The sequence below is a fragment of the Pseudomonas baltica genome (genome assembly GCF_031880315.1).
In the GTDB taxonomy this organism is placed as follows: Bacteria; Pseudomonadota; Gammaproteobacteria; order Pseudomonadales; family Pseudomonadaceae; genus Aquipseudomonas.
The window spans coordinates 1,554,994-1,573,742 of record NZ_CP134771.1; the positions used below are offsets into that span (position 1 = coordinate 1,554,994).

An 18,749-nucleotide genomic window follows, 5' to 3' on the forward strand; every position below is an offset into this window, starting at 1 on the left:
CCCTTAGCGGGCAGACCCCGCAGCCACATTGGAATGCTTACCCCTGTGAGAGCAGGCTCTGCCCGCGAAGCTTTTAGCCGCGCTCGGGCTCGAAGCGCACCACGAAGCCCTTCAGGCTCTGCTGGCGATTGAGCGTATCGCGCAGGCGCTCGGCCTCGGCGCGGTCGACCAATGGGCCGACGTACACACGGTTCTTGCCATCGGCCGAACGCACATAGGCGTTATAGCCCTGGGTGCGCAGGGTCTTCTGCAGATTGTCAGCGCCGTCGCGCGAGGACAGGCTCGCCAACTGCACCGACCAGCTAATGGGCAGGCCATTGGGGTCGATCTTGGTCGGCGCCTGAGAGGGGGCTGCCGCTGGCTTGGCGGCCGTGGCCACTGCCGGTGCCGGTGCCGGCGTGGCCGCAGGCTTGCTCGGCGCAGCACCGCCGATAGGCATGCTTGGCTTGCTGGCCGTGGCGGGCGCTACGACGGTCGGCTTCGGCACATTGGCTGGCGCATTGACGGGGGCATTCTGGTTGGCAGCAGGCGGCAGCGGTGCGCTGGTCTGCTCCTCGGCGATGTCGGCGTCTTCCGGGATCGGTTCCTGGGCGACGGGTTGCTGCTGCGGCACCTGCACCGGTTGCACCTGCACCTGTGGCTGCACCGGGGCCTTGGGCGCGGCCGGCGCATCGACACGCACTTCGCGCATTTCGTCCTGACGCGAAAACAGCATCGGCAGGAAGATCACCGCCAGGGCGATCAACACCAGCGCGCCCACCATCCGTTGCTTGAACGTGTTATCCAGCAGAGCCATGCTCACCTACCTCCAGGGCGTTGCGCTCAAGCCATTGCAAGGCCTCGCCAACACAGAAAAATGATCCGAACAGGAGGATTTCGTCCTCGCCAGTCGCACGCTCGCACTGAGCCTGCAACGCGTGAGCGACACTGCCATAGGACGCTGCCGACGCGCCAAGGTTCTGCAATGCTTCCTGCAATTGCGCAGCGGGGCGGCTGCGCGGCGTCGGCAAGGGCGTGACCGCCCAGTTCTGCACCACGCCGACCAAAGGCGCGAGCACGCCGTCGAGATCCTTGTCGGTCAGCAAGCCGAACACGGCCAGGCGCTGGCCAGCAGGCGCGCGCCCTGCCAGGCGACGGCCCAGATACTCGGCGGCATGGGGATTGTGACCGACATCGAGCAGCACGTTGATGCGCTTGCCCTGCCACTGATAAGCACGGCGATCCAGGCGCCCGGTCACTCGGGTACGCAGCAATGCGGCGGTCAGCTGCGTGGCGTCCCAGGAAAGGCCTGTGAGGCAATAGGCCTGCAACGCCAATGCGGCGTTTTCCATGGGCAGGTCAAGCAGCGGCAGGTCGAGCAGTTCGACCCGCGCGCCCTCCCCGTCCAGCCCCGACCAGGCCCAGCTATCGCTACCGATGCGCACATCGTATTGACGACCGCGGATAAACGCCGGGCAGCTCAGTTGCGCGATCTTGTCGAGCAAGGGTTGCGGCGGATCGATATCACCGCAGAGCGCTGGGCGGCCTTGGCGCAGGATACCGGCCTTCTCGAACGCCACCGATTCACGGCTGTCGCCCAGCCAGTCACTGTGGTCGATGCCGATACTGGTGATCAGCGACAGATCGGCGTCGATCAGATTGACCGCATCCAGCCGCCCGCCCAAGCCCACTTCCAGCACCACGGCGTCCAGCGCCGCACGGGCGAACAGCCAGAACGCCGCCAGGGTGCCCATTTCGAAGTAGGTCAGGGAGATGTCGCCACGGACTGCTTCGATGGCAGCAAAGGCTTCGCACAGTGCCTGGTCGGTCGCTTCGGTGCCGTCGATCTGCACCCGCTCGTTGTAGCGAATCAAGTGCGGCGAGCTATAGACCCCGACCCGCAGCCCCTGGGCCCGCAGCAGCGAAGCCAGAAACGCACAGGTCGAGCCCTTGCCGTTGGTGCCCGTGACGGTGATCACCCGCGGCGCCAAGGCGCCGAGCTGCAATCGATCAAGCACGTGCTGCGAACGCTCCAGGCCCATGTCGATGGCCGAAGGGTGCAGCTGCTCGAGATAGGCGAGCCATTCGCCCAGGCCACGCTGGATCATACGTTGGCAGGCACCGGCGGTACGACGATCGGTTCGATAGGCGCGGCGACATAGACCGGAGTCGGCAGGCCCATCATCTGTGCCAGCAGGCTGCCCAGGCGTGGGCGCAGTTCCTGACGGTGAACGATCATGTCGATGGCGCCGTGCTCCAGCAGGAATTCGCTGCGCTGGAAGCCTTCGGGCAGTTTTTCCCGCACGGTCTGTTCGATCACGCGCGGGCCGGCGAAGCCGATCAGGGCTTTCGGCTCACCGACGATCACATCGCCGAGCATCGCCAGGCTGGCGGAAACGCCGCCGTAGACCGGGTCGGTCAATACCGAGATGAACGGAATGCCTTCTTCGCGCAGGCGCGCCAGCACGGCGGAGGTCTTGGCCATCTGCATCAGCGAGATCAGCGCTTCCTGCATGCGTGCACCGCCGGAGGCGGCGAAGCAGATCATCGGGCAGCGATTTTCCAACGCATAGTTGGCAGCACGTACGAAACGCTCGCCAACGATGGCGCCCATGGAACCGCCCATGAACGAGAATTCAAAGGCGCTGCACACCACTGGCATGCCCAGCAGCGTACCGCTCATGGAGATGAGGGCGTCTTTTTCGCCGGTCTGCTTTTGCGCGGCGATCAGGCGGTCCTTGTACTTCTTGCCGTCGCGAAACTTCAAGCGGTCGACCGGCTCCAGATCGGCACCCAGCTCGTTACGGCCGTCGGCGTCGAGGAAGATATCCAAGCGTGCACGCGCGCCGATGCGCATGTGGTGGTTGCACTTGGGGCAAACGTCCAGGGTCTTTTCCAGCTCCGGACGATACAGCACCGCTTCGCAGGACGGGCATTTGTGCCACAGGCCTTCAGGAACCGAGCTCTTTTTCACCTCGGACCGCATGATCGAAGGGATCAGTTTGTCTACCAACCAGTTGCTCATGCTTGCTTTTCTCCAGTACCGGGGGACCGAACGTCTGGCGTTTCGAGGTCCCGCGTATGCCCTTGAGCGTATTCATGTGTGTTGCGAATTCAGTGCAGCGTAAATTCCGCCGCGAAACAGGTGGACGGCGGCTACTGGCCAGCCGTCACACTCTTTTCCCTGTGGGAGCGGGCGCCCTTTACTGCAGCCATGAAGGCCTCGATCTTGTCGTGATCCTTGATGCCCTTCGCAGCCTCCACCCCGCCGCTGACATCCACCGCATAAGGTTTGACCCGAGCGATCGCCTCACCGACGTTAGCCGCCGAGAGTCCCCCCGCCAGGATGATCGGCTTGCTCAGGTGCTCGGGTACCAGCGACCAGTCGAACGCCTCACCCGTGCCGCCGGGCACGCCGGCCACGAAGGTGTCGAGCAAAATGCCCTGCGCGCCATGGTACAGCTTGCAGGCGGCCTCCAGATCGTCCCCCGGGCGCACCCGCAGCGCCTTGATCCAGGGGCGATGATAGCCCTCGCAATCGGCCGGGGTTTCATCGCCATGGAACTGCAGCAGATCGAGCGGCACCACCTCGAGGATTTCGTTGAGCTCGCAGCGGCTGGCGTTGACGAACAGGCCCACCGTGGTCACGAAGGGCGGCAGCGCAGCGACGATCTCGCGCGCCTGCACCGCCGTGACCGCCCGCGGGCTCTTGGCGTAGAACACCAGGCCAATGGCGTCGGCGCCAGCCTCGGCAGCGGCCAGTGCGTCCTCTATGCGGGTAATACCGCAGATTTTGCTGCGAACGGCGGACATATCCAAACAACCTCGTCGCACGGGTAAAGTCCCGGATGGTAGCAAATGCCGAGGGCAGCGTCAGCCCGGGAGTGTTTCGAAGCCCGTCAGGAAGTGCGGGCCGATGTAGCGCTCCGGCAGCGGGAAGCAGTCGTGGTACTCCACTTGCACCAGATACAGGCCAAACGGATGCGCCGTGACCCCACCGGTACGGCGGATGCGGCTTTCCAGCACTTCTCGCGCCCAGTCGACCGGGCGCTCGCCGGCACCGATGGTCATCAGCACCCCGGCGATGTTGCGCACCATGTGATGCAGGAAGGCGTTGGCGCGAATATCGATGACGATCATCTTGCCGTGCTGGGTGACCCGCAGGTGGTGGACTTTCTTGATCGGCGACTTGGCCTGGCACTGACCGGCACGAAAAGCGCTGAAGTCATGGCTGCCGACCAGGGCCTCGGCGGCTTCGGCCATGCGCGTCACGTCGAGGGGGCGGTGGTTCCAGGTGATCTCTTCATTCAGATGCGCCGGGCGGATCTGGTCGTTGTAGATCACATAGCGATATCGCCGGGCGATGGCCTTGAAGCGCGCATGGAAATCCGCCGGCATGACCCGCGCCCAGCTGACGCTGACGTCGTGGGGCAAATTGATGTTGGCGCCCATCACCCAGGCCTTGAGGCTGCGCTCGGCCTGGGTGTCGAAATGCACCACTTGGCCACAGGCATGCACCCCGGCGTCGGTACGCCCGGCGCACATCAAGGAGACCGGCGAGTCGGCGACCTTGGACAGCGCCTTCTCGAGGGTTTCCTGCACGGTTTTCACGCCTGAGGCCTGGCGCTGCCAGCCGCTGTAGCGCGAGCCTTTGTATTCCACGCCAAGCGCGATTCTGAAAAAGCCGTCAGCCGCCCGTTCGGCGGCTGAGTTGTCGATGAATTCCACGGGGGTTACAGCCTGTCGATTGCTTGATGGCGGGGATTATACGGCTTATCCATGATCACGACAGAACCCTGTGTAAAGCGCTCTGCTCGCGAAGCCGTTAAACGCTTCGCGAGCTCTGAGTGCGCTTGCACAGGGACTGTGTACAGGCAGGTCAAGCCAGGCTGGAGAGCATCTTGCGCGCTTCAGTGCGTTGCGCTTCGCTGCCTTCCTTGACCACCTCGTCGAGGATGTCGCGGGCGCCGTCGGCGTCCTGCATCTCGATATAGGCGCGGGCCAGGTCGAGTTTGGTGGTGACCTCATCGGTACCCGCCAGAAAGTCGAACTCATCGTCCAGATCCTCGGCACCGGTACTGAGCCCGGGCTTGGCCATGGTCTGGGACAAGCGATCGAGCTCGGCGTTGACGTCATCCAGGTCGGAAGCGAATTTCTTCGACTCGACATCGTCGTCATCCGGCAGCGACAGGTCGAAGTCGGAGGACAGGTCGACCTCCTCCTTGACCGGCGGCACTACCGGCCTGGCCGGCTCGTCCAGAGTGCTCAGCGGCTCGGCAGTGTCCAGGTCGTCCACAGCAGACGGCGCCGGGTCGTCGGCGCCGAGGTCGAGATCGAAATCCGCCAGTTCGTCAGCCACTGCCTGTTGCTCGGCGGTGGAGCGCGCCAGCAGGGCATCGAAATCGCTGTCGGCGCTGTCCAACTCGTCGTCTGGCGTTGCGGTGAGAGGGTCGACGCCATCGAGGCTGAGGTCGAAGTCGGTGTCGAAGACATCACCGATCGGCTCGGGCGCGTCGCTGGCATCGTCTTCACTGAGCAGATCCTTGACGTACTGCGCGTCGAGCTCGGCAGCCACTGCGGCGGCGCTCAAGCCCAAGGCAGCGGCCCCTAGCATGGCTGGGTAGCGTTCCTTGAGGGCCTCGGCCTCGGCATGATTGCGACCGTTGGCGACCAACTGGCGCTCTTCGCCGACGAAGGCATCGCGGTCACCTTGCTGGGCGTAGACTTCCATCAGCTTGAGACGCAAATCACTGCGCTCCGGCTCACGGGCCACGGCAGCTTCGAGAATATCCGCGGCGTGGTTCAGGCGCCCATGATCGATGGCCCGCTCGGCTTCAAGCAACACGTCATCGGCGGCCGGGGCCACCACCAGCGAGGCCACCGACGGGGGCGTGTCGAGCGCCAGAGGCGGCGCCGGACGGTAAACCGCGTTGGTGGATTGCTCGTGCTGCTCGGAAGCTTGTGCCGCGGCAGCTGCCGCAGCCATTGCCGCAGACGTCAGACGCACATTAGGCGGAGTTTCCAGACCGTCAAAGGTGCCCGGAGGCATGTCGAAATCTTCTTCGCGATACAGCGGCTCATCGGTCAGCGCTGCCGCCATGCGCTTGTGCTTTTCCGCTTCGGCCAACGCATTGCGTCGGCGTGCCAGCAGCAGTGCACCCAGCAACAGCAGCAACACCACGCCCCCGGCGATCAGGCCGTAGAGGATGGGGTTGCTGCGCATCTTGTCGAGCACGCCGGGCTGGGCCTCGGCGGGCACGACGACGGGTGTTTCGGTGGCGGGCGTTGGCGTGGCTGGCGCAGCGCTTGGCGCAGCTGGCGCGCCAGGCGTCAGGGTGGCATCGATCGGCGCTGTCGGCGCAGCACCTGGCGCAGTGCCGGGGGCCACGGCACCCTCGCCGCCAGGCGGCGTGGCCGGGGTAGCGGGCGCAGTGCTGCCGGGCGTCGCCGCGCCTGCGGCCGCTGCACCGGCTGCAGCACCCGCCGCGCTACCGGCATTGACGTCGATGCCGGCCGCTTGCAAACGAGCCAGTTGGTCGTTCTTGAGCTGAATCAGTTTTTGCAGTTTGTCGATCTGGCCTTGCAGATCGCCATTGCGGCTTTTCAGCTCGTCGTTGTTACGGCGCGTGGCGTCGAGATCTTCTTGAGTGGTCGCCAGCTTGTCGTTCAGCGCTCGCGCGTCCCCGGCGGCGCCCTTGCCGTTGGAACGGGCGCCCGAAACCAGGCTGAGCTTGTCTTGTTGAGCGTTGGCATCGGGCGCGGCATTGCCCGATCCACGGCGAGTGGCATCGAGCTGTTGCGCGCGTGGCCCCAGGCGCCGGCCATCACGCCAGGCAGCGTTCTGCTTGGCCACTTCGGCGATGGCATCGTTTTGCGGCAGCGCGGTGGCTTGCTGGCCGTCTGGCAGACGCAGGACCTGGCCGGACTTGAGACGGTTGATGTTGGCGTCGATAAAGGCGTCCGGGTTGAGTGCCTGAATCGCCAGCATGGTCTGCTGCACCGACGCGCCGTTGCGATAGCGCGCCGCGATTTCCCACAGGGTATCGCGGGCGGTGGTGGTGTACTGGCTGGTAGCGTTGGCGCCCGTGACCGCCGGGCGTGGCGCGTTCTGCGCGGCGGCGGCTTGCGGCGAGAAGCGCGCCGGGTCGACCAGCACGCTGTAGTCACGCATCAGCCGACCGGCAGGATAGACCACTTGCACGAGGAACTTGACCATCGGCGCCGACAACGGCTGGCTCGACGTCACGCGGATGACGCTGCGGCCAGTGGCATTGATGACCGGCGTGAACACCAGGTCATTGAGATAACCGTCGCGGCTCACCCCGGCCTTGGCGAAGGCGTCTGGCGGCGCCAGCGTCGGCACCACCTCGGCGGCTGTAAGGTCGCGCACGTCGCGCAGCTCGATCTCGGCCAGCAACGGTTGATTGGCCGTTGACTTCAGGGTCAGTTCGCCCAGCACCAGCGCCTGCGCCATACCGGATGACAACGCCGAAGCGGCGGCTATTGCTAACACCAGTTTGCGAACGTGAACCATGGTCTCAATCCTTGTCTGAACATTCCTCGGCAAGCGAGATACTTTATACAAAGTGTTGCCAAGTATCTTTTACACAAGGTCTTTTATCAACAATTCAGCCAACTGCACAGCGTTGAGTGCGCCACCTTTGCGGACGTTGTCGACGGTGGCCCACAAATTCAATTCATCCGGGTCATCGACGCCCGTGCGCAAACGGCCGACATAGACCACATCCTGCCCCACGGCATCGCCTACCGGGGTCGGGAAATCGTCGTTTTCAACCCGCTCGATACTGGCCGCGCAATCCAGCGCGGCGGTCACTTTGGCCAGATCGACCGGGCCGCCAGTGCGCAATGAAACGGTAAAGCTGTCGCCAAAGAACACCGGCACCTGGATGCAACTGACTGAAACCTTCAGTAAAGGCATATCCAGCAATTCGCGCAATTCGCTGACCACACGTCTTTCAATATTCAGATGGCCTTGGGTGTCCGGCTTGCCGACCTGAGGCAGCACGTTGAAGGCCACCTGCCGGTCGAAAAAACGCGGCTCCAGCGGGCGGACATTGAGCAACTCGGCGGTTTGCCGGGCCAGCTCGCTGACGGCTTCACGGCCCAGGGCAGAGATCGCCAGGCAAGCGGTGACCGTGACCTGCTGCAATTGCAGGTGCTCGCGCAATGGGGCCAGCAATACGGCCAGCGCGACGGCGGTGGAGCCAGGGCTGGCGATATGCACCGGCGTGGGCAGATCTGCCAAACGCTGGCTGTTGGCCTCTGGCACCAGATTCGGTACACCGGCGTCGGCAGCCAGATCGATGATCGTGCAACCCGCCGCGCGCGCGCGCTCACTGAAGCTGCGGCTTACCGCCGGGCCGGCGGCAAAGAACACCAAGCGCACCTGGGCGAAGTTGAAATCATCGACCTCGCGCACCCGCACGTTCTTGCCGCGGAACGCCACCGAAGCGCCGGCCGACTCGCTGCTGGCCAGCAAATGCAGGGCCCCTACCGGGAAGTCGCGCTCTTCAAGGACCTGCACCAGGGTTTCGCCCAACGTGCCGGTGGCGCCGACGATGGCGATATCGAAAGTCTGGGTCATGGGCTAATCCTCGAGCGTTACAGGGGGCGGCACTTTATCGGGAATGGGAGTGGATTGGAAATCCCGCGTCCACTTGCAGCCCCCAGCAAATTCGCCACAAAAAAACCCGCGACTCCGGGGAGGCGCGGGCTATTTGTCATACAGCAGCGATCAACGCTCCAGCAGGATCCGCAACATGCGGCGCAGCGGTTCGGCCGCGCCCCACAGCAGCTGGTCACCAACGGTGAACGCGCCCAGGTACTGCGAACCCATGTTCAGCTTGCGCAGACGCCCTACCGGAATGTTCAACGTGCCGGTCACCTTGGTCGGCGACAGTTCCTGCATGCTGATTTCACGCTGGTTGGGTACCAGTTTCACCCAAGGGTTGTGCTGGCTGATCATGCCTTCGATGTCGGCGATCGGCACATCCTTGTTGAGCTTGATGGTCAGCGCCTGGCTGTGGCAACGCATGGCACCGATGCGCACGCAGATACCGTCGACCGGGATCGGGCTCTTGAAGCGACCGAGGATCTTGTTGGTCTCGGCCTGGGCCTTCCATTCTTCACGGCTCTGGCCGTTCGGCAGTTCCTTGTCGATCCAGGGAATCAGGCTGCCGGCCAGGGGCACGCCGAAATTCTCGGTCGGGTAGGCCTCGCTGCGCATGGCTTCGGCCACTTTGCGGTCGATGTCGAGGATGGCGCTGGCCGGATTGGCCAGTTCATCGGCGACGGCCGCGTGGGTCGCGCCCATCTGCTTGATCAGCTCGCGCATGTTCTGCGCGCCGGCACCCGAAGCGGCCTGGTAGGTCATGGCACTCATCCATTCCACCAGACCGGCCTCGAACAGGCCGCCCAGGCCCATCAGCATCAAGCTGACGGTGCAGTTGCCGCCAATGAAATTCCTGGTACCGGCATCCAGTTGCTGGTCGATGACCCGGCGGTTGACCGGATCGAGGACGATGACCGCATCATCCTGCATGCGCAGGCTCGAGGCAGCATCGATCCAGTAACCCTGCCAGCCGGCTTCACGCAGCTTGGGGAACACTTCGCTGGTGTAGTCGCCGCCTTGGCAGGTGAGGATCACGTCCAGGGTTTTCAGTTCGTCGATGCTGTAAGCGTCCTTGAGCGGAGCAATATCCTTGCCCACTGCAGGGCCTTGGCCGCCCACATTGGAAGTGGTGAAGAACACCGGCTCGATCAGGTCGAAATCACCTTCTTCGAGCATCCGCTGCATAAGCACGGAACCGACCATTCCACGCCAACCGATCAGACCTACACGTTTCATCGCAACTACACCTTCAACAAAAAGTGGGCCGCTGCCTGTTGCAGCGGGCCCAAGAGATTACAGATTCCGCAGCGCGGCGACTACAGCATCGCCCATTTCCTGTGTACCGACCTTGGCACAGCCTTCGCTCCAGATGTCGCCAGTGCGCAGGCCCTGGTCGAGCACCAGGCTCACGGCCTTCTCGATGGCGTCGGCCGCTGCCTGCTGGTTGAAGCTGTAACGCAGCATCATCGACACCGACAGAATGGTCGCCAACGGGTTGGCAATGCCCTTGCCCGCGATGTCCGGCGCCGAACCGTGGCATGGCTCGTACATGCCTTTATTGCTCGAATCCAGCGACGCCGACGGCAGCATGCCGATAGAACCGGTGAGCATGGAAGCCTGATCCGACAGAATGTCGCCAAACATGTTGTCAGTGACGATCACGTCAAATTGCTTGGGCGCACGCACGAGCTGCATGGCGGCGTTGTCGACGTACATGTGGCTGAGTTCGACGTCCGGGTAGTCCTTGGCCACTTCTTCGACCACTTCACGCCACAACTGGCTGGAGGCCAGGACGTTGGCCTTGTCCACCGAGCAGAGCTTCTTGGCGCGCTTTTGCGCGCTTTCAAAGCCGACCACGGCGATACGGCGGATCTCGCTCTCGCTGTACGGCAGGGTGTCGTAACCCTGGCGCTCGCCGTTTTCCAGGACACGGGTGCCGCGCGGCGCGCCGAAGTAGATGCCGCCGGTCAGCTCGCGAACGATGAGGATGTCCAGGCCCGCGACCACTTCCGGCTTGAGGCTGGAGGCCTCGGCCAGTTGCGGGTAGAGGATGGCCGGACGCAGGTTGCCGAACAGGCCCAGTTGCGCACGGATTTTCAGCAGACCGCGTTCCGGACGGATGTCGCGTTCGATCTTGTCCCATTTCGGACCGCCCACGGCGCCCAGCAGCACGGCGTCGGCGGCACGGGCACGCTCAAGGGTCTCGTCGGCCAGCGGCACGCCGTGCTTGTCGATGGCGGCGCCACCGATCACGTCATGCTGCAGGGCGAAGCCCAAGGTGTACTTGTCGTTGGCCAACTCCAGCACCTTGACCGCTTCGGCCATGATTTCCGGACCGATACCGTCGCCTGGGAGAATCAGAATCTGCTTGCTCATGGGTTCCTCGTTGTTCTGCTGAATTTGAAGCGTTTCATGACATGTTCATCGACTGGGAGGGCTTGCCCGCGAAGCTTTTGACCTTAGTCGCGGAACAGCCACGGCTGGCTGGCGCGATGCTTGCTCTCGAAGGTGGCGATCGCGTCGCCATCCATCAGGGTCAAGCCGATGTCATCGAGGCCGTTGAGCAGGCAATGCTTGCGGAACTCGTCGATCTCGAACTTGTGCGTCTGGCCATCGGGGCGAGTGACGGTCTGGCTGGCCAGATCGACCTGCAGCTGATAACCCGGGTTGGCTTCGACCTGCTTGAACAGCTCATCGACTTCGGCGTCGCTGAGAATGATCGGCAGCAGACCGTTCTTGAAGCTGTTGTTGAAGAAGATATCGGCATAGCTCGGCGCGATCACGCAGCGAAAGCCGTACTCGTCCAGGGCCCATGGGGCGTGCTCGCGGCTCGAACCGCAACCGAAGTTCTCCCGGGCCAGCAGCACGCTGGCGCCTTGGTAACGCTCGTGGTTGAGGACGAAGTCCTTGTTCAGCGGGCGCTTGGAGTTGTCCTGGTAGGGCTGGCCCACGTCGAGGTAGCGCCATTCGTCGAACAGGTTGGGACCGAAACCAGTGCGCTTGATCGACTTCAAGAACTGCTTGGGAATGATCTGGTCGGTGTCGACGTTGGCGCGATCCAGAGGCACGACCAGGCCGGTGACTTGAGTAAAGGCTTTCATGCTGCGTTCCCCTGAGTCAATTCGCGCACATCGATAAAGCGGCCGGTGACGGCAGCGGCGGCGGCCATGGCCGGGCTCACCAGGTGGGTACGGCCACCGGCGCCCTGACGGCCTTCGAAGTTGCGGTTGCTGGTCGATGCACAATGCTCGCCCGACTCCAGGCGGTCAGGGTTCATTGCCAGGCACATCGAGCAGCCGGGTTCACGCCATTCGAAACCGGCTTCGACGAAGATCTTGTCCAGCCCTTCTTTTTCGGCCTGGGCTTTCACCAGGCCCGAGCCGGGCACCACGATGGCCTGCTTGATGGTCGCGGCGACCTTGCGGCCCTTGGCGATCTCGGCGGCGGCGCGCAGGTCTTCGATGCGCGAGTTGGTGCACGAGCCGATGAACACGCGATCGAGCTGGATATCGGTGATCGCCTGATTGGCGGTCAGGCCCATGTATTTGAGGGCGCGCTCGATGGAGCCACGCTTGATCAGATCACGCTCCTGGGCTGGGTCCGGCACGTTCTGATCGACAGCCAGGACCATCTCGGGCGAAGTACCCCAGCTGACTTGCGGCTTGATCTGCGTAGCGTCGAGTTCGACCACGGTGTCGAACACCGCGTCGGCGTCGGTGACCAGGTCTTTCCAGGCTTCTACTGCCTTGGTCCAGTCCTCGCCCTTGGGCGCGAACGGACGGCCTTCGACGTAGGCCACGGTTTTTTCGTCCGCCGCCACCAGGCCCACACGGGCGCCGGCTTCGATGGACATGTTGCAGATGGTCATGCGGCCTTCGACCGACAGGTCGCGGATGGCGCTGCCGGCGAACTCGATGGCATGGCCGTTACCGCCAGCGGTGCCAATCTTGCCGATCACGGCCAGGACGATGTCTTTGGCGGTCACGCCGGCCGGCAATTGGCCTTCGACGCTGACCAGCATGTTTTTCATCTTCTTGGCGACCAGACACTGGGTGGCAAGCACGTGCTCGACCTCGGAAGTGCCGATGCCGTGGGCCAGGGCCCCGAAGGCGCCGTGGGTCGAGGTATGCGAGTCACCGCAGACCACCGTCATGCCCGGCAAGGTCGCGCCCTGCTCCGGGCTGATGACATGGACGATGCCTTGGCGCACGTCGTTCATCTTGAATTCGGTGATGCCGTATTCGTCGCAGTTGTCGTCGAGGGTCTGCACTTGCAGGCGCGAGACCTGGTCGGCGATGGCTTCGATTCCGCCCTTGCGCTCCGGTGTGGTCGGCACGTTGTGGTCCGGCGTGGCGATGTTGGCGTCGATGCGCCAGGGCTTGCGCCCGGCCAGGCGCAGGCCTTCGAAGGCCTGCGGCGAGGTCACTTCGTGAATGATGTGACGATCGATATAAATCAGCGCCGAGCCATCGTCGCGCTGTTTGACCAAGTGCGAATCCCAGAGCTTGTCGTAGAGCGTTTTGCCAGCCATCAGACGGTTCCTCATCAGCTTCTTTCTGCGCCAATAACCACTTGGCTTGTGGGGTAGATGGTAAGAGGTTAGATTGGATAACTCAAATTCATAATTTTTATGCTTTGGATAACCAAAAGGAATTCGAGCCGGTGGACTTCGCCAATCTAAATGCCTTCATCGCCATCGCCGAGTACGGCAGCTTCTCCGGCGCCGGGGAACGTCTGCATCTGACCCAACCGGCCGTCAGCAAACGCATCGCCAGCCTCGAACAGCAACTCAATGTACGCCTGTTCGACCGGCTTGGGCGCGAAGTCAGCCTGACGGAGGCCGGGCGCGCCCTGTTGCCCCGCGCCTACCAGATCCTCAATGTACTGGACGACACCCGCCGCGCACTGACCAACCTGACCGGCGAAGTCAGCGGCCGCCTGACCCTCGCCACCAGCCATCACATCGGCCTGCATCGCCTGCCCCCAGTCCTGCGGGCTTTTACCCGGCGGTATCCGGCGGTGGCCCTGGACATCCAGTTTCTCGACTCCGAGACCGCTTACGAGGAAATCCTTCACGGCCGCGCGGAACTGGCGGTCATCACCCTCGCCCCGGACCCGCACCCCCTGGTAAAGGCTATCCCGGTGTGGGACGACCCGCTGGACTTCGTGGTCTCGGCCGAGCATCAGTTGGCGACCCAGCCCCAGGTCAGCCTCGAGGAGATCGCCCGGCACCCCGCGGTATTCCCTGGCACCAACACCTTCACCCACCATATCGTGCGTCGGCATTTCGAGGTCCAGGGCCTGGCACCGAACATTTCGATGAGCACCAATTACCTCGAAACCATCAAGATGATGGTATCCATCGGGTTGGCCTGGAGCGTCCTGCCGCGCACCATGCTCGACGAGCAGGTCGCCGCCATTCACTTACCCGACATGCAGCTGCGCCGCCAGCTAGGCTACATCCTGCACACCGAACGAACGCTCTCCAACGCGGCTCGGGCGTTCATGGCGCTACTTGATGCCGAAGTGGTACTTGACGCCGCCCCGGCTTGAGTGGGAAAAGCATGACTTGAGGTTTCATGCGCAGGCAACTGGCAGCAATAAGGTTCGCGATCGATGCCCACACCTCTATTTCCATTCGTCGACACTTGCGACGCCGACGCCCCCAGCCTGCTGGAGCGAAAGGCGCGCGGCGAGCACGATATCGCCACGATAATCGACCGCCCGGCACCGCAGCCCTTGAGCTGGCATTGGGACCTGGACAGCGGGCAGATCATCGACACCCGTATTCGCGAGCGTAGCGTGAGCTATCAGGATGCCGACGGTGCCAATCGACACGTGGTCGGCAATCTGTCGAGCATCAGCCAGCAAATTGAACGTGAACAGCGCCTGGTGCACTCCGAAGAGAAGTTCTCGAGCCTGTTCCAGGCCTGCCCGGATCCGATCTGCGTGACCCGCCTGAGCGACGGGGTGTTCATCGAGATCAACTCCAAATTCACCCAGACCTTCGGCTGGACGACCAAACAGATCATTGGCCATACCGCCCGTGAAGCGGGCTTCTGGGCCAACGACGACTTCCACGAACAGCGCATGCAGCAGTTCATGCGCGACCAGTCGCTCGATCAACTGACCATCACCGTGCACAGCCGCTATGGCCGCGCCCTCACCTGCCTGGTGTCGAGCAGCATGATCCGTGTCGGCGGCTACTCGTGCCTGGTCACTACCTTGCGCGACGTGACCAAGCAACAACGGGCCGAAGCCGCCTTGAAAGCCAGCGAAGAGAAATTCGCCAAGGCCTTTCACTCCAGCCCCGACGCCATCACCATCATCAACAAGGCCAACGGCCGCTACCTGGAGGTGAACGACGGGTTTTGCCGCTTGACCGGCTATCGCGCCGAGGATGTGCTGGGGCGCAAAGTGGACGATGTACCGATCTGGGCCGACGAACGGCAGTACGAACGGCTGATCATCGCTGTCGAGGACAGCGGCCGCGTGCTGCACCATGAAATGCTTGGGCGCACGCGCCAGGGGCAACTGATCACCGTCGAGGTGTCGGTCGAAACCATCATCCTCGATGAAAAGCCCTGCCTGCTGAGCACGTCCCGCGATGTCAGCCAGTTGCGCAACGCCCAGGCGCAGATTCGTCATCTGGCGTATCACGACTCACTCACCAACCTGCCCAACCGCGCCATGCTGATGGAACGCCTGAGCTACCACATCGGCCAACTCAAGCAGCTCAATCAGCGCGGCGCCCTGCTGTTCCTCGACCTCGACAACTTCAAGCACATCAACGATTCGCTGGGCCACCCGGTCGGTGACTCGGTGCTGAAAATCGTCACCGCTCGCCTCGAGGCTTCGGTGCACATGGAGGACACCGTGGCGCGCCTGGGCGGCGACGAGTTCGTAGTGCTGATCACGGGCCTCAAGGGCACGCGCCGCGAGGTTACCGCACAGGTGCGCCGTACCGCCGACGAATTTCGCCAACTGCTGGCGCAACCGATGTCGCTGGACAGCCATCGGCTGCAGGTGACCCCGAGCATCGGCATCGCCTTGATCCCTGATCATGGCTCGACCCCGGCAGACGTGCTCAAACGGGCCGACATCGCCCTGTATCGGGCCAAGGATGCCGGGCGCAACACCACGCAGCTGTTTCACAGCTCGATGCAGAAAGCCGCCGTCGAACGCCTGCGCATGGAGAACGACCTGCGCATGGCCCTGGCCCGCAACGAGCTGCAGCTCAATTTTCAGCCGCAGGTGGATGCCCGTTGCGAGCGCATCGTCGGCGCCGAGGTACTGCTGCGCTGGCTCCATCCGGAACTGGGCATGCAGCCACCAGTGCTATTCATCCAGGTGCTGGAAGAAAGCGGGATGATTCTCGAGGTCGGCAGCTGGATCCTCGAGGAAGCCTGTCGCGCCGCTGCGCTATTGCTGCAGGAAGGCTTGATCGACCCCGCCACCTTCAGCCTGTGCGTGAATATCAGCCCGCGACAGTTTCGCCAGAATGACTTCGTCGAGCGGGTGCTGCTGAGCCTGAGCACCCATGCCGTGCCCTGTCGCGTGCTGAAGCTGGAGATTACCGAAGGCATCGTGATTCAGGATCTGGACGACACCATCGCCAAGATGCATGCCCTCAAGAAGCTGGGGGTAAGTTTTGCGATGGACGACTTCGGCACCGGCTATTCCTCACTGACTTACCTCAAGCGCCTGCCGGTGGATGCCTTGAAGATCGATCAGTCCTTCGTGCGCGATGCGGCGGATGACCCCAACGATGCTGAAATCGTCCGCGCCATCGTCGCCATGGCCCATAGCCTTGAACTGACGGTCATCGCCGAGGGCGTCGAGGCGTCGCATCAACTGGAGTTCCTGCAGGGGCTGGGCTGCCACTTGTATCAGGGTTATCTGCATAGCCAGCCGCTGTCGCTGCGGGCATTTCGCGAGATGTTGCTGGCCGAGAGTTGAGTGTTGCCGCAAGAGGCACCTGTGGGAGCAGAGCCTGCTCGCGAGGGGGCCATGCGCATCACCAGCGTATCCAGGGGTGCCCAAGCCACTGAAATCGCGGTTCAGGCTGCGTCGCTGCGCTCGACACCAACCAATCGATCGATATGGGTCAATTCGGTTTCGCGGCGCAGCACGTCGAACATCGCCACCGCCTCGGGGTAGGTGCGGGTCAACATCGCCAGCCACTGTTTGAGCCGCCCCGGTGCCTGACGCGGCGTGAGCTGGGCCACCGCTTGCAGCCAGAAGTCCTGGATCAACGGCAACAGCTGCGACCAGGTCATGTCCGGCAGCTCGATGCCCTGGGCGGCGGCGACGATCTGCCGAGCCAGATCAGGGCGCGACACCAGGCCTCGGCCAAGCATGAAGTCCTTGGCACCGCTGACTTCACGGCAGCGGCGCCAATCGTCGACTGTCCAGATGTCGCCATTGGCGAATACCGGCACCTTGACCACTTCCTGCACCTTGGCCACCCACTCCCAATGCGCCGGCGGCTTGTAGCCTTCGACCTTGGTGCGCGCGTGCACGACGATCTGTTCGGCGCCGCCTTCGGCCAGCGCCGTGGCGCATACCAGGGCGACATCCGGACTGTCGAAACCCAGGCGCATCTTGGCGGTCACCGGGATATGCGCCGGAGTGGCGCGGCGCACTTCGCGCAGGATCGCGTGCAGCAGCTCTGGCTCCTTGAGCAGCACCGCGCCGCCGCGGGACTTGTTGACGGTCTTGGCCGGGCAGCCGAAGTTCAGGTCGATGGCCGGCGCCCCCAGCTCGCAGGCCAGTGCGGCGTTTTCGCCCAGCAGCACCGGATCGGAGCCCAGCAATTGCACACGCAGCGGCACGCCCGACGCGGTTTTTGCGCCGTGCTGCAACTCGGGGCCGAACTTGATGAACTGACTGGGCGGCAACAGGCGGTCGTTGACGCGAATGAATTCGGTCACGCACCAGTCCAGCCCGCCGACGCGGGTAAGGACGTCGCGCATGATGTCATCGACCAGGCCTTCCATGGGCGCCAAGGCTATTTGCATAGGGAACGGTGTCTCGAAAAAGGGCGCGGCATTGTAGCCTGAAATTTTATAGTGATGCTGGTGACCTCTTCGCGGGCAAGCCTTGCTCCCACAGGTCTAGGACTCAGGATCGGCTTGCACTGTAGGAGCAAGGCTTGCCCGCGAAGAGGCCGGTATTGGCGACGAATCACTCCAGCTCAGGCGGATTGCAAAGCCGGCGCATAGCCTTCGATAAACTCGGCAGGCATGCGCTTGGGCTTGCCCGTGGACAACTCGATGCAGACGAAGGTGGTTTGCGCGCGCAGCAGCGTCACGCCGTCACTGGGGCGGGTCAGCTGAAAACGTCGTTGCATTTTCAGGCGTTGATCCCAATCGACGATCCAGGTTGCCAGCACCAGTTGGTCGTCCTCATAGGCGGCGGCCAGGTAATCGATCTCGTGCCGGACCACGGCCATGGCGCGATCGAGGCGTCGATAGGCGACCAGATCCAGCCCCAGGTGCTGGGAATGGCGCCAGGCGCCGCGCTCCAGCCAACTGACGTACACGGCGTTGTTGGCGTGCCCGAGGCCGTCGATATCGTCAGCGCCGACGCTCAGTTCGATCGTAAAGGGTGTGGGCAGATCCCAATTCATCGCGGCTCTCACTTGGCTGTGGTCGACAAGGGCGCAGTGTAGCGAATCAGGGATGACGGTTTTTGCTCCGCCAGAAAAAACAAAAGGCCCATTCAATAATCGAATGAGCCTTGGTCCCGCAGAGCGGGAAATCGTGGCGTCCCCTAGGGGACTCGAACCCCTGTTACCGCCGTGAAAGGGCGGTGTCCTAGGCCACTAGACGAAGGGGACGCAAACCTTCATGCAGATCCGCTGACGCGAACCCTGGCAAATTGGTGGAGCTAAACGGGATCGAACCGTTGACCTCTTGCATGCCATGCAAGCGCTCTCCCAGCTGAGCTATAGCCCCGAATTTATCGCCCTGCGGCGGGATGAAGCCTTCACGCTTCATCCTTTTACAACTGGCGTCCCCTAGGGGACTCGAACCCCTGTTACCGCCGTGAAAGGGCGGTGTCCTAGGCCACTAGACGAAGGGGACATACCTTCTACCAATGATCAGTGTGAGACTGATCGGCGTAAAGTCAAACT

General features: G+C 63.1%; 14 protein-coding genes, 3 tRNA genes and 1 pseudogene. 2 read left to right on the forward strand and 16 right to left on the reverse strand.

Translation table 11 applies throughout. From position 1 onward, the window contains the following. Positions 1-73: 73 nt before the first annotated feature. From REH34_RS06805 to leuC, 11 genes are all read right to left on the reverse strand, one after another. Positions 74-796 (reverse strand): SPOR domain-containing protein, encoded by a 723-nt coding sequence (locus REH34_RS06805; RefSeq protein ID WP_311971181.1) that lies wholly within the window; start codon positions 794-796, stop codon positions 74-76. Then, complete coding sequence (gene folC / locus REH34_RS06810; RefSeq protein WP_311971182.1) at positions 780-2,087, reverse strand: bifunctional tetrahydrofolate synthase/dihydrofolate synthase; 1,308 nt, start codon at positions 2,085-2,087, stop codon at positions 780-782. The genes REH34_RS06805 and folC overlap by 17 nt, the downstream gene beginning before the upstream one ends. Then, on the reverse strand, positions 2,084-3,004 hold the full coding sequence (gene accD, locus REH34_RS06815; RefSeq protein WP_226505307.1) for an acetyl-CoA carboxylase, carboxyltransferase subunit beta: 921 nt from the start codon (positions 3,002-3,004) through the stop codon (positions 2,084-2,086). Before accD ends, folC begins: the two co-directional genes overlap by 4 nt. 131 nt (positions 3,005-3,135) lie before the next feature. Further along, the gene (locus tag REH34_RS06820) at positions 3,136-3,792 is read right to left on the reverse strand and encodes a phosphoribosylanthranilate isomerase (RefSeq protein WP_311971183.1); all 657 of its coding nucleotides are present in this window, start codon (positions 3,790-3,792) and stop codon (positions 3,136-3,138) included. Between the two features lie 60 nt (positions 3,793-3,852). Then, a complete protein-coding gene (truA, locus tag REH34_RS06825; RefSeq protein WP_226505305.1) occupies positions 3,853-4,707 on the reverse strand; it encodes a tRNA pseudouridine(38-40) synthase TruA in 855 nt (284 codons plus the stop codon). Between the two features lie 151 nt (positions 4,708-4,858). Further along, positions 4,859-7,513 (reverse strand): FimV/HubP family polar landmark protein, encoded by a 2,655-nt coding sequence (locus REH34_RS06830; RefSeq protein WP_311971184.1) that lies wholly within the window; start codon positions 7,511-7,513, stop codon positions 4,859-4,861. A 69-nt stretch (positions 7,514-7,582) separates the two neighbouring features. Beyond that, positions 7,583-8,584, reverse strand: coding sequence for an aspartate-semialdehyde dehydrogenase (locus tag REH34_RS06835; RefSeq protein WP_311971185.1), 1,002 nt, complete (start codon positions 8,582-8,584; stop codon positions 7,583-7,585). A 150-nt stretch (positions 8,585-8,734) separates the two neighbouring features. Continuing rightward, the gene (gene asd / locus REH34_RS06840; protein ID WP_226505302.1) at positions 8,735-9,847 is read right to left on the reverse strand and encodes an aspartate-semialdehyde dehydrogenase; all 1,113 of its coding nucleotides are present in this window, start codon (positions 9,845-9,847) and stop codon (positions 8,735-8,737) included. Positions 9,848-9,904: 57 nt separating this feature from the next. After that, complete coding sequence (gene leuB, locus REH34_RS06845; protein WP_226505301.1) at positions 9,905-10,987, reverse strand: 3-isopropylmalate dehydrogenase; 1,083 nt, start codon at positions 10,985-10,987, stop codon at positions 9,905-9,907. Between the two features lie 83 nt (positions 10,988-11,070). Continuing rightward, on the reverse strand, positions 11,071-11,712 hold the full coding sequence (leuD, locus tag REH34_RS06850; protein WP_311971186.1) for a 3-isopropylmalate dehydratase small subunit: 642 nt from the start codon (positions 11,710-11,712) through the stop codon (positions 11,071-11,073). Next, the gene (gene leuC, locus REH34_RS06855; protein ID WP_311971187.1) at positions 11,709-13,142 is read right to left on the reverse strand and encodes a 3-isopropylmalate dehydratase large subunit; all 1,434 of its coding nucleotides are present in this window, start codon (positions 13,140-13,142) and stop codon (positions 11,709-11,711) included. The genes leuD and leuC overlap by 4 nt, the downstream gene beginning before the upstream one ends. Before the next feature lie 131 nt (positions 13,143-13,273). On the opposite strand from leuC, the gene REH34_RS06860 reads away from it, so the two are divergent. Both REH34_RS06860 and REH34_RS06865 read left to right on the forward strand, forming a co-directional pair. Further along, a complete protein-coding gene (locus REH34_RS06860; RefSeq protein WP_311971188.1) occupies positions 13,274-14,164 on the forward strand; it encodes a LysR family transcriptional regulator in 891 nt (296 codons plus the stop codon). A gap of 234 nt (positions 14,165-14,398) precedes the next feature. After that, positions 14,399-16,570 (forward strand): annotated as a pseudogene (locus REH34_RS06865) (EAL domain-containing protein); the annotation flags it as partial. A gap of 101 nt (positions 16,571-16,671) precedes the next feature. On the opposite strand, the gene REH34_RS06870 reads toward REH34_RS06865, so the two are convergent. From REH34_RS06870 to REH34_RS06890, 5 genes are all read right to left on the reverse strand, one after another. Then, on the reverse strand, positions 16,672-17,631 hold the full coding sequence (locus tag REH34_RS06870) for a tRNA-dihydrouridine synthase (RefSeq protein WP_311971189.1): 960 nt from the start codon (positions 17,629-17,631) through the stop codon (positions 16,672-16,674). 176 nt (positions 17,632-17,807) lie between these two features. After that, positions 17,808-18,242, reverse strand: a complete 435-nt coding sequence (locus tag REH34_RS06875) for a thioesterase family protein (RefSeq protein ID WP_226505296.1) — start codon at positions 18,240-18,242, stop codon at positions 17,808-17,810. Between the two features lie 134 nt (positions 18,243-18,376). Beyond that, positions 18,377-18,452: transfer RNA gene (locus REH34_RS06880), tRNA-Glu, on the reverse strand. 42 nt (positions 18,453-18,494) lie between these two features. Further along, positions 18,495-18,570: transfer RNA gene (locus tag REH34_RS06885), tRNA-Ala, on the reverse strand. Between the two features lie 53 nt (positions 18,571-18,623). Beyond that, positions 18,624-18,699 (reverse strand) — tRNA-Glu (locus tag REH34_RS06890). Positions 18,700-18,749 lie beyond the last annotated feature (50 nt).

Coding starts and splice junctions, on each gene's coding strand:
- REH34_RS06805 (WP_311971181.1), bottom strand. CDS start 796: ATGGCTCTGCTGGATAACACGTTCAAGCAACGGATGGTGGGCGCGCTG.
- folC (WP_311971182.1), bottom strand. CDS start 2,087: ATGATCCAGCGTGGCCTGGGCGAATGGCTCGCCTATCTCGAGCAGCTG.
- accD (WP_226505307.1), bottom strand. CDS start 3,004: ATGAGCAACTGGTTGGTAGACAAACTGATCCCTTCGATCATGCGGTCC.
- REH34_RS06820 (WP_311971183.1), bottom strand. CDS start 3,792: ATGTCCGCCGTTCGCAGCAAAATCTGCGGTATTACCCGCATAGAGGAC.
- REH34_RS06830 (WP_311971184.1), bottom strand. CDS start 7,513: ATGGTTCACGTTCGCAAACTGGTGTTAGCAATAGCCGCCGCTTCGGCG.
- REH34_RS06835 (WP_311971185.1), bottom strand. CDS start 8,584: ATGACCCAGACTTTCGATATCGCCATCGTCGGCGCCACCGGCACGTTG.
- asd (WP_226505302.1), bottom strand. CDS start 9,847: ATGAAACGTGTAGGTCTGATCGGTTGGCGTGGAATGGTCGGTTCCGTG.
- leuB (WP_226505301.1), bottom strand. CDS start 10,987: ATGAGCAAGCAGATTCTGATTCTCCCAGGCGACGGTATCGGTCCGGAA.
- leuD (WP_311971186.1), bottom strand. CDS start 11,712: ATGAAAGCCTTTACTCAAGTCACCGGCCTGGTCGTGCCTCTGGATCGC.
- leuC (WP_311971187.1), bottom strand. CDS start 13,142: ATGGCTGGCAAAACGCTCTACGACAAGCTCTGGGATTCGCACTTGGTC.
- REH34_RS06870 (WP_311971189.1), bottom strand. CDS start 17,631: ATGCAAATAGCCTTGGCGCCCATGGAAGGCCTGGTCGATGACATCATG.
- REH34_RS06875 (WP_226505296.1), bottom strand. CDS start 18,242: ATGAATTGGGATCTGCCCACACCCTTTACGATCGAACTGAGCGTCGGC.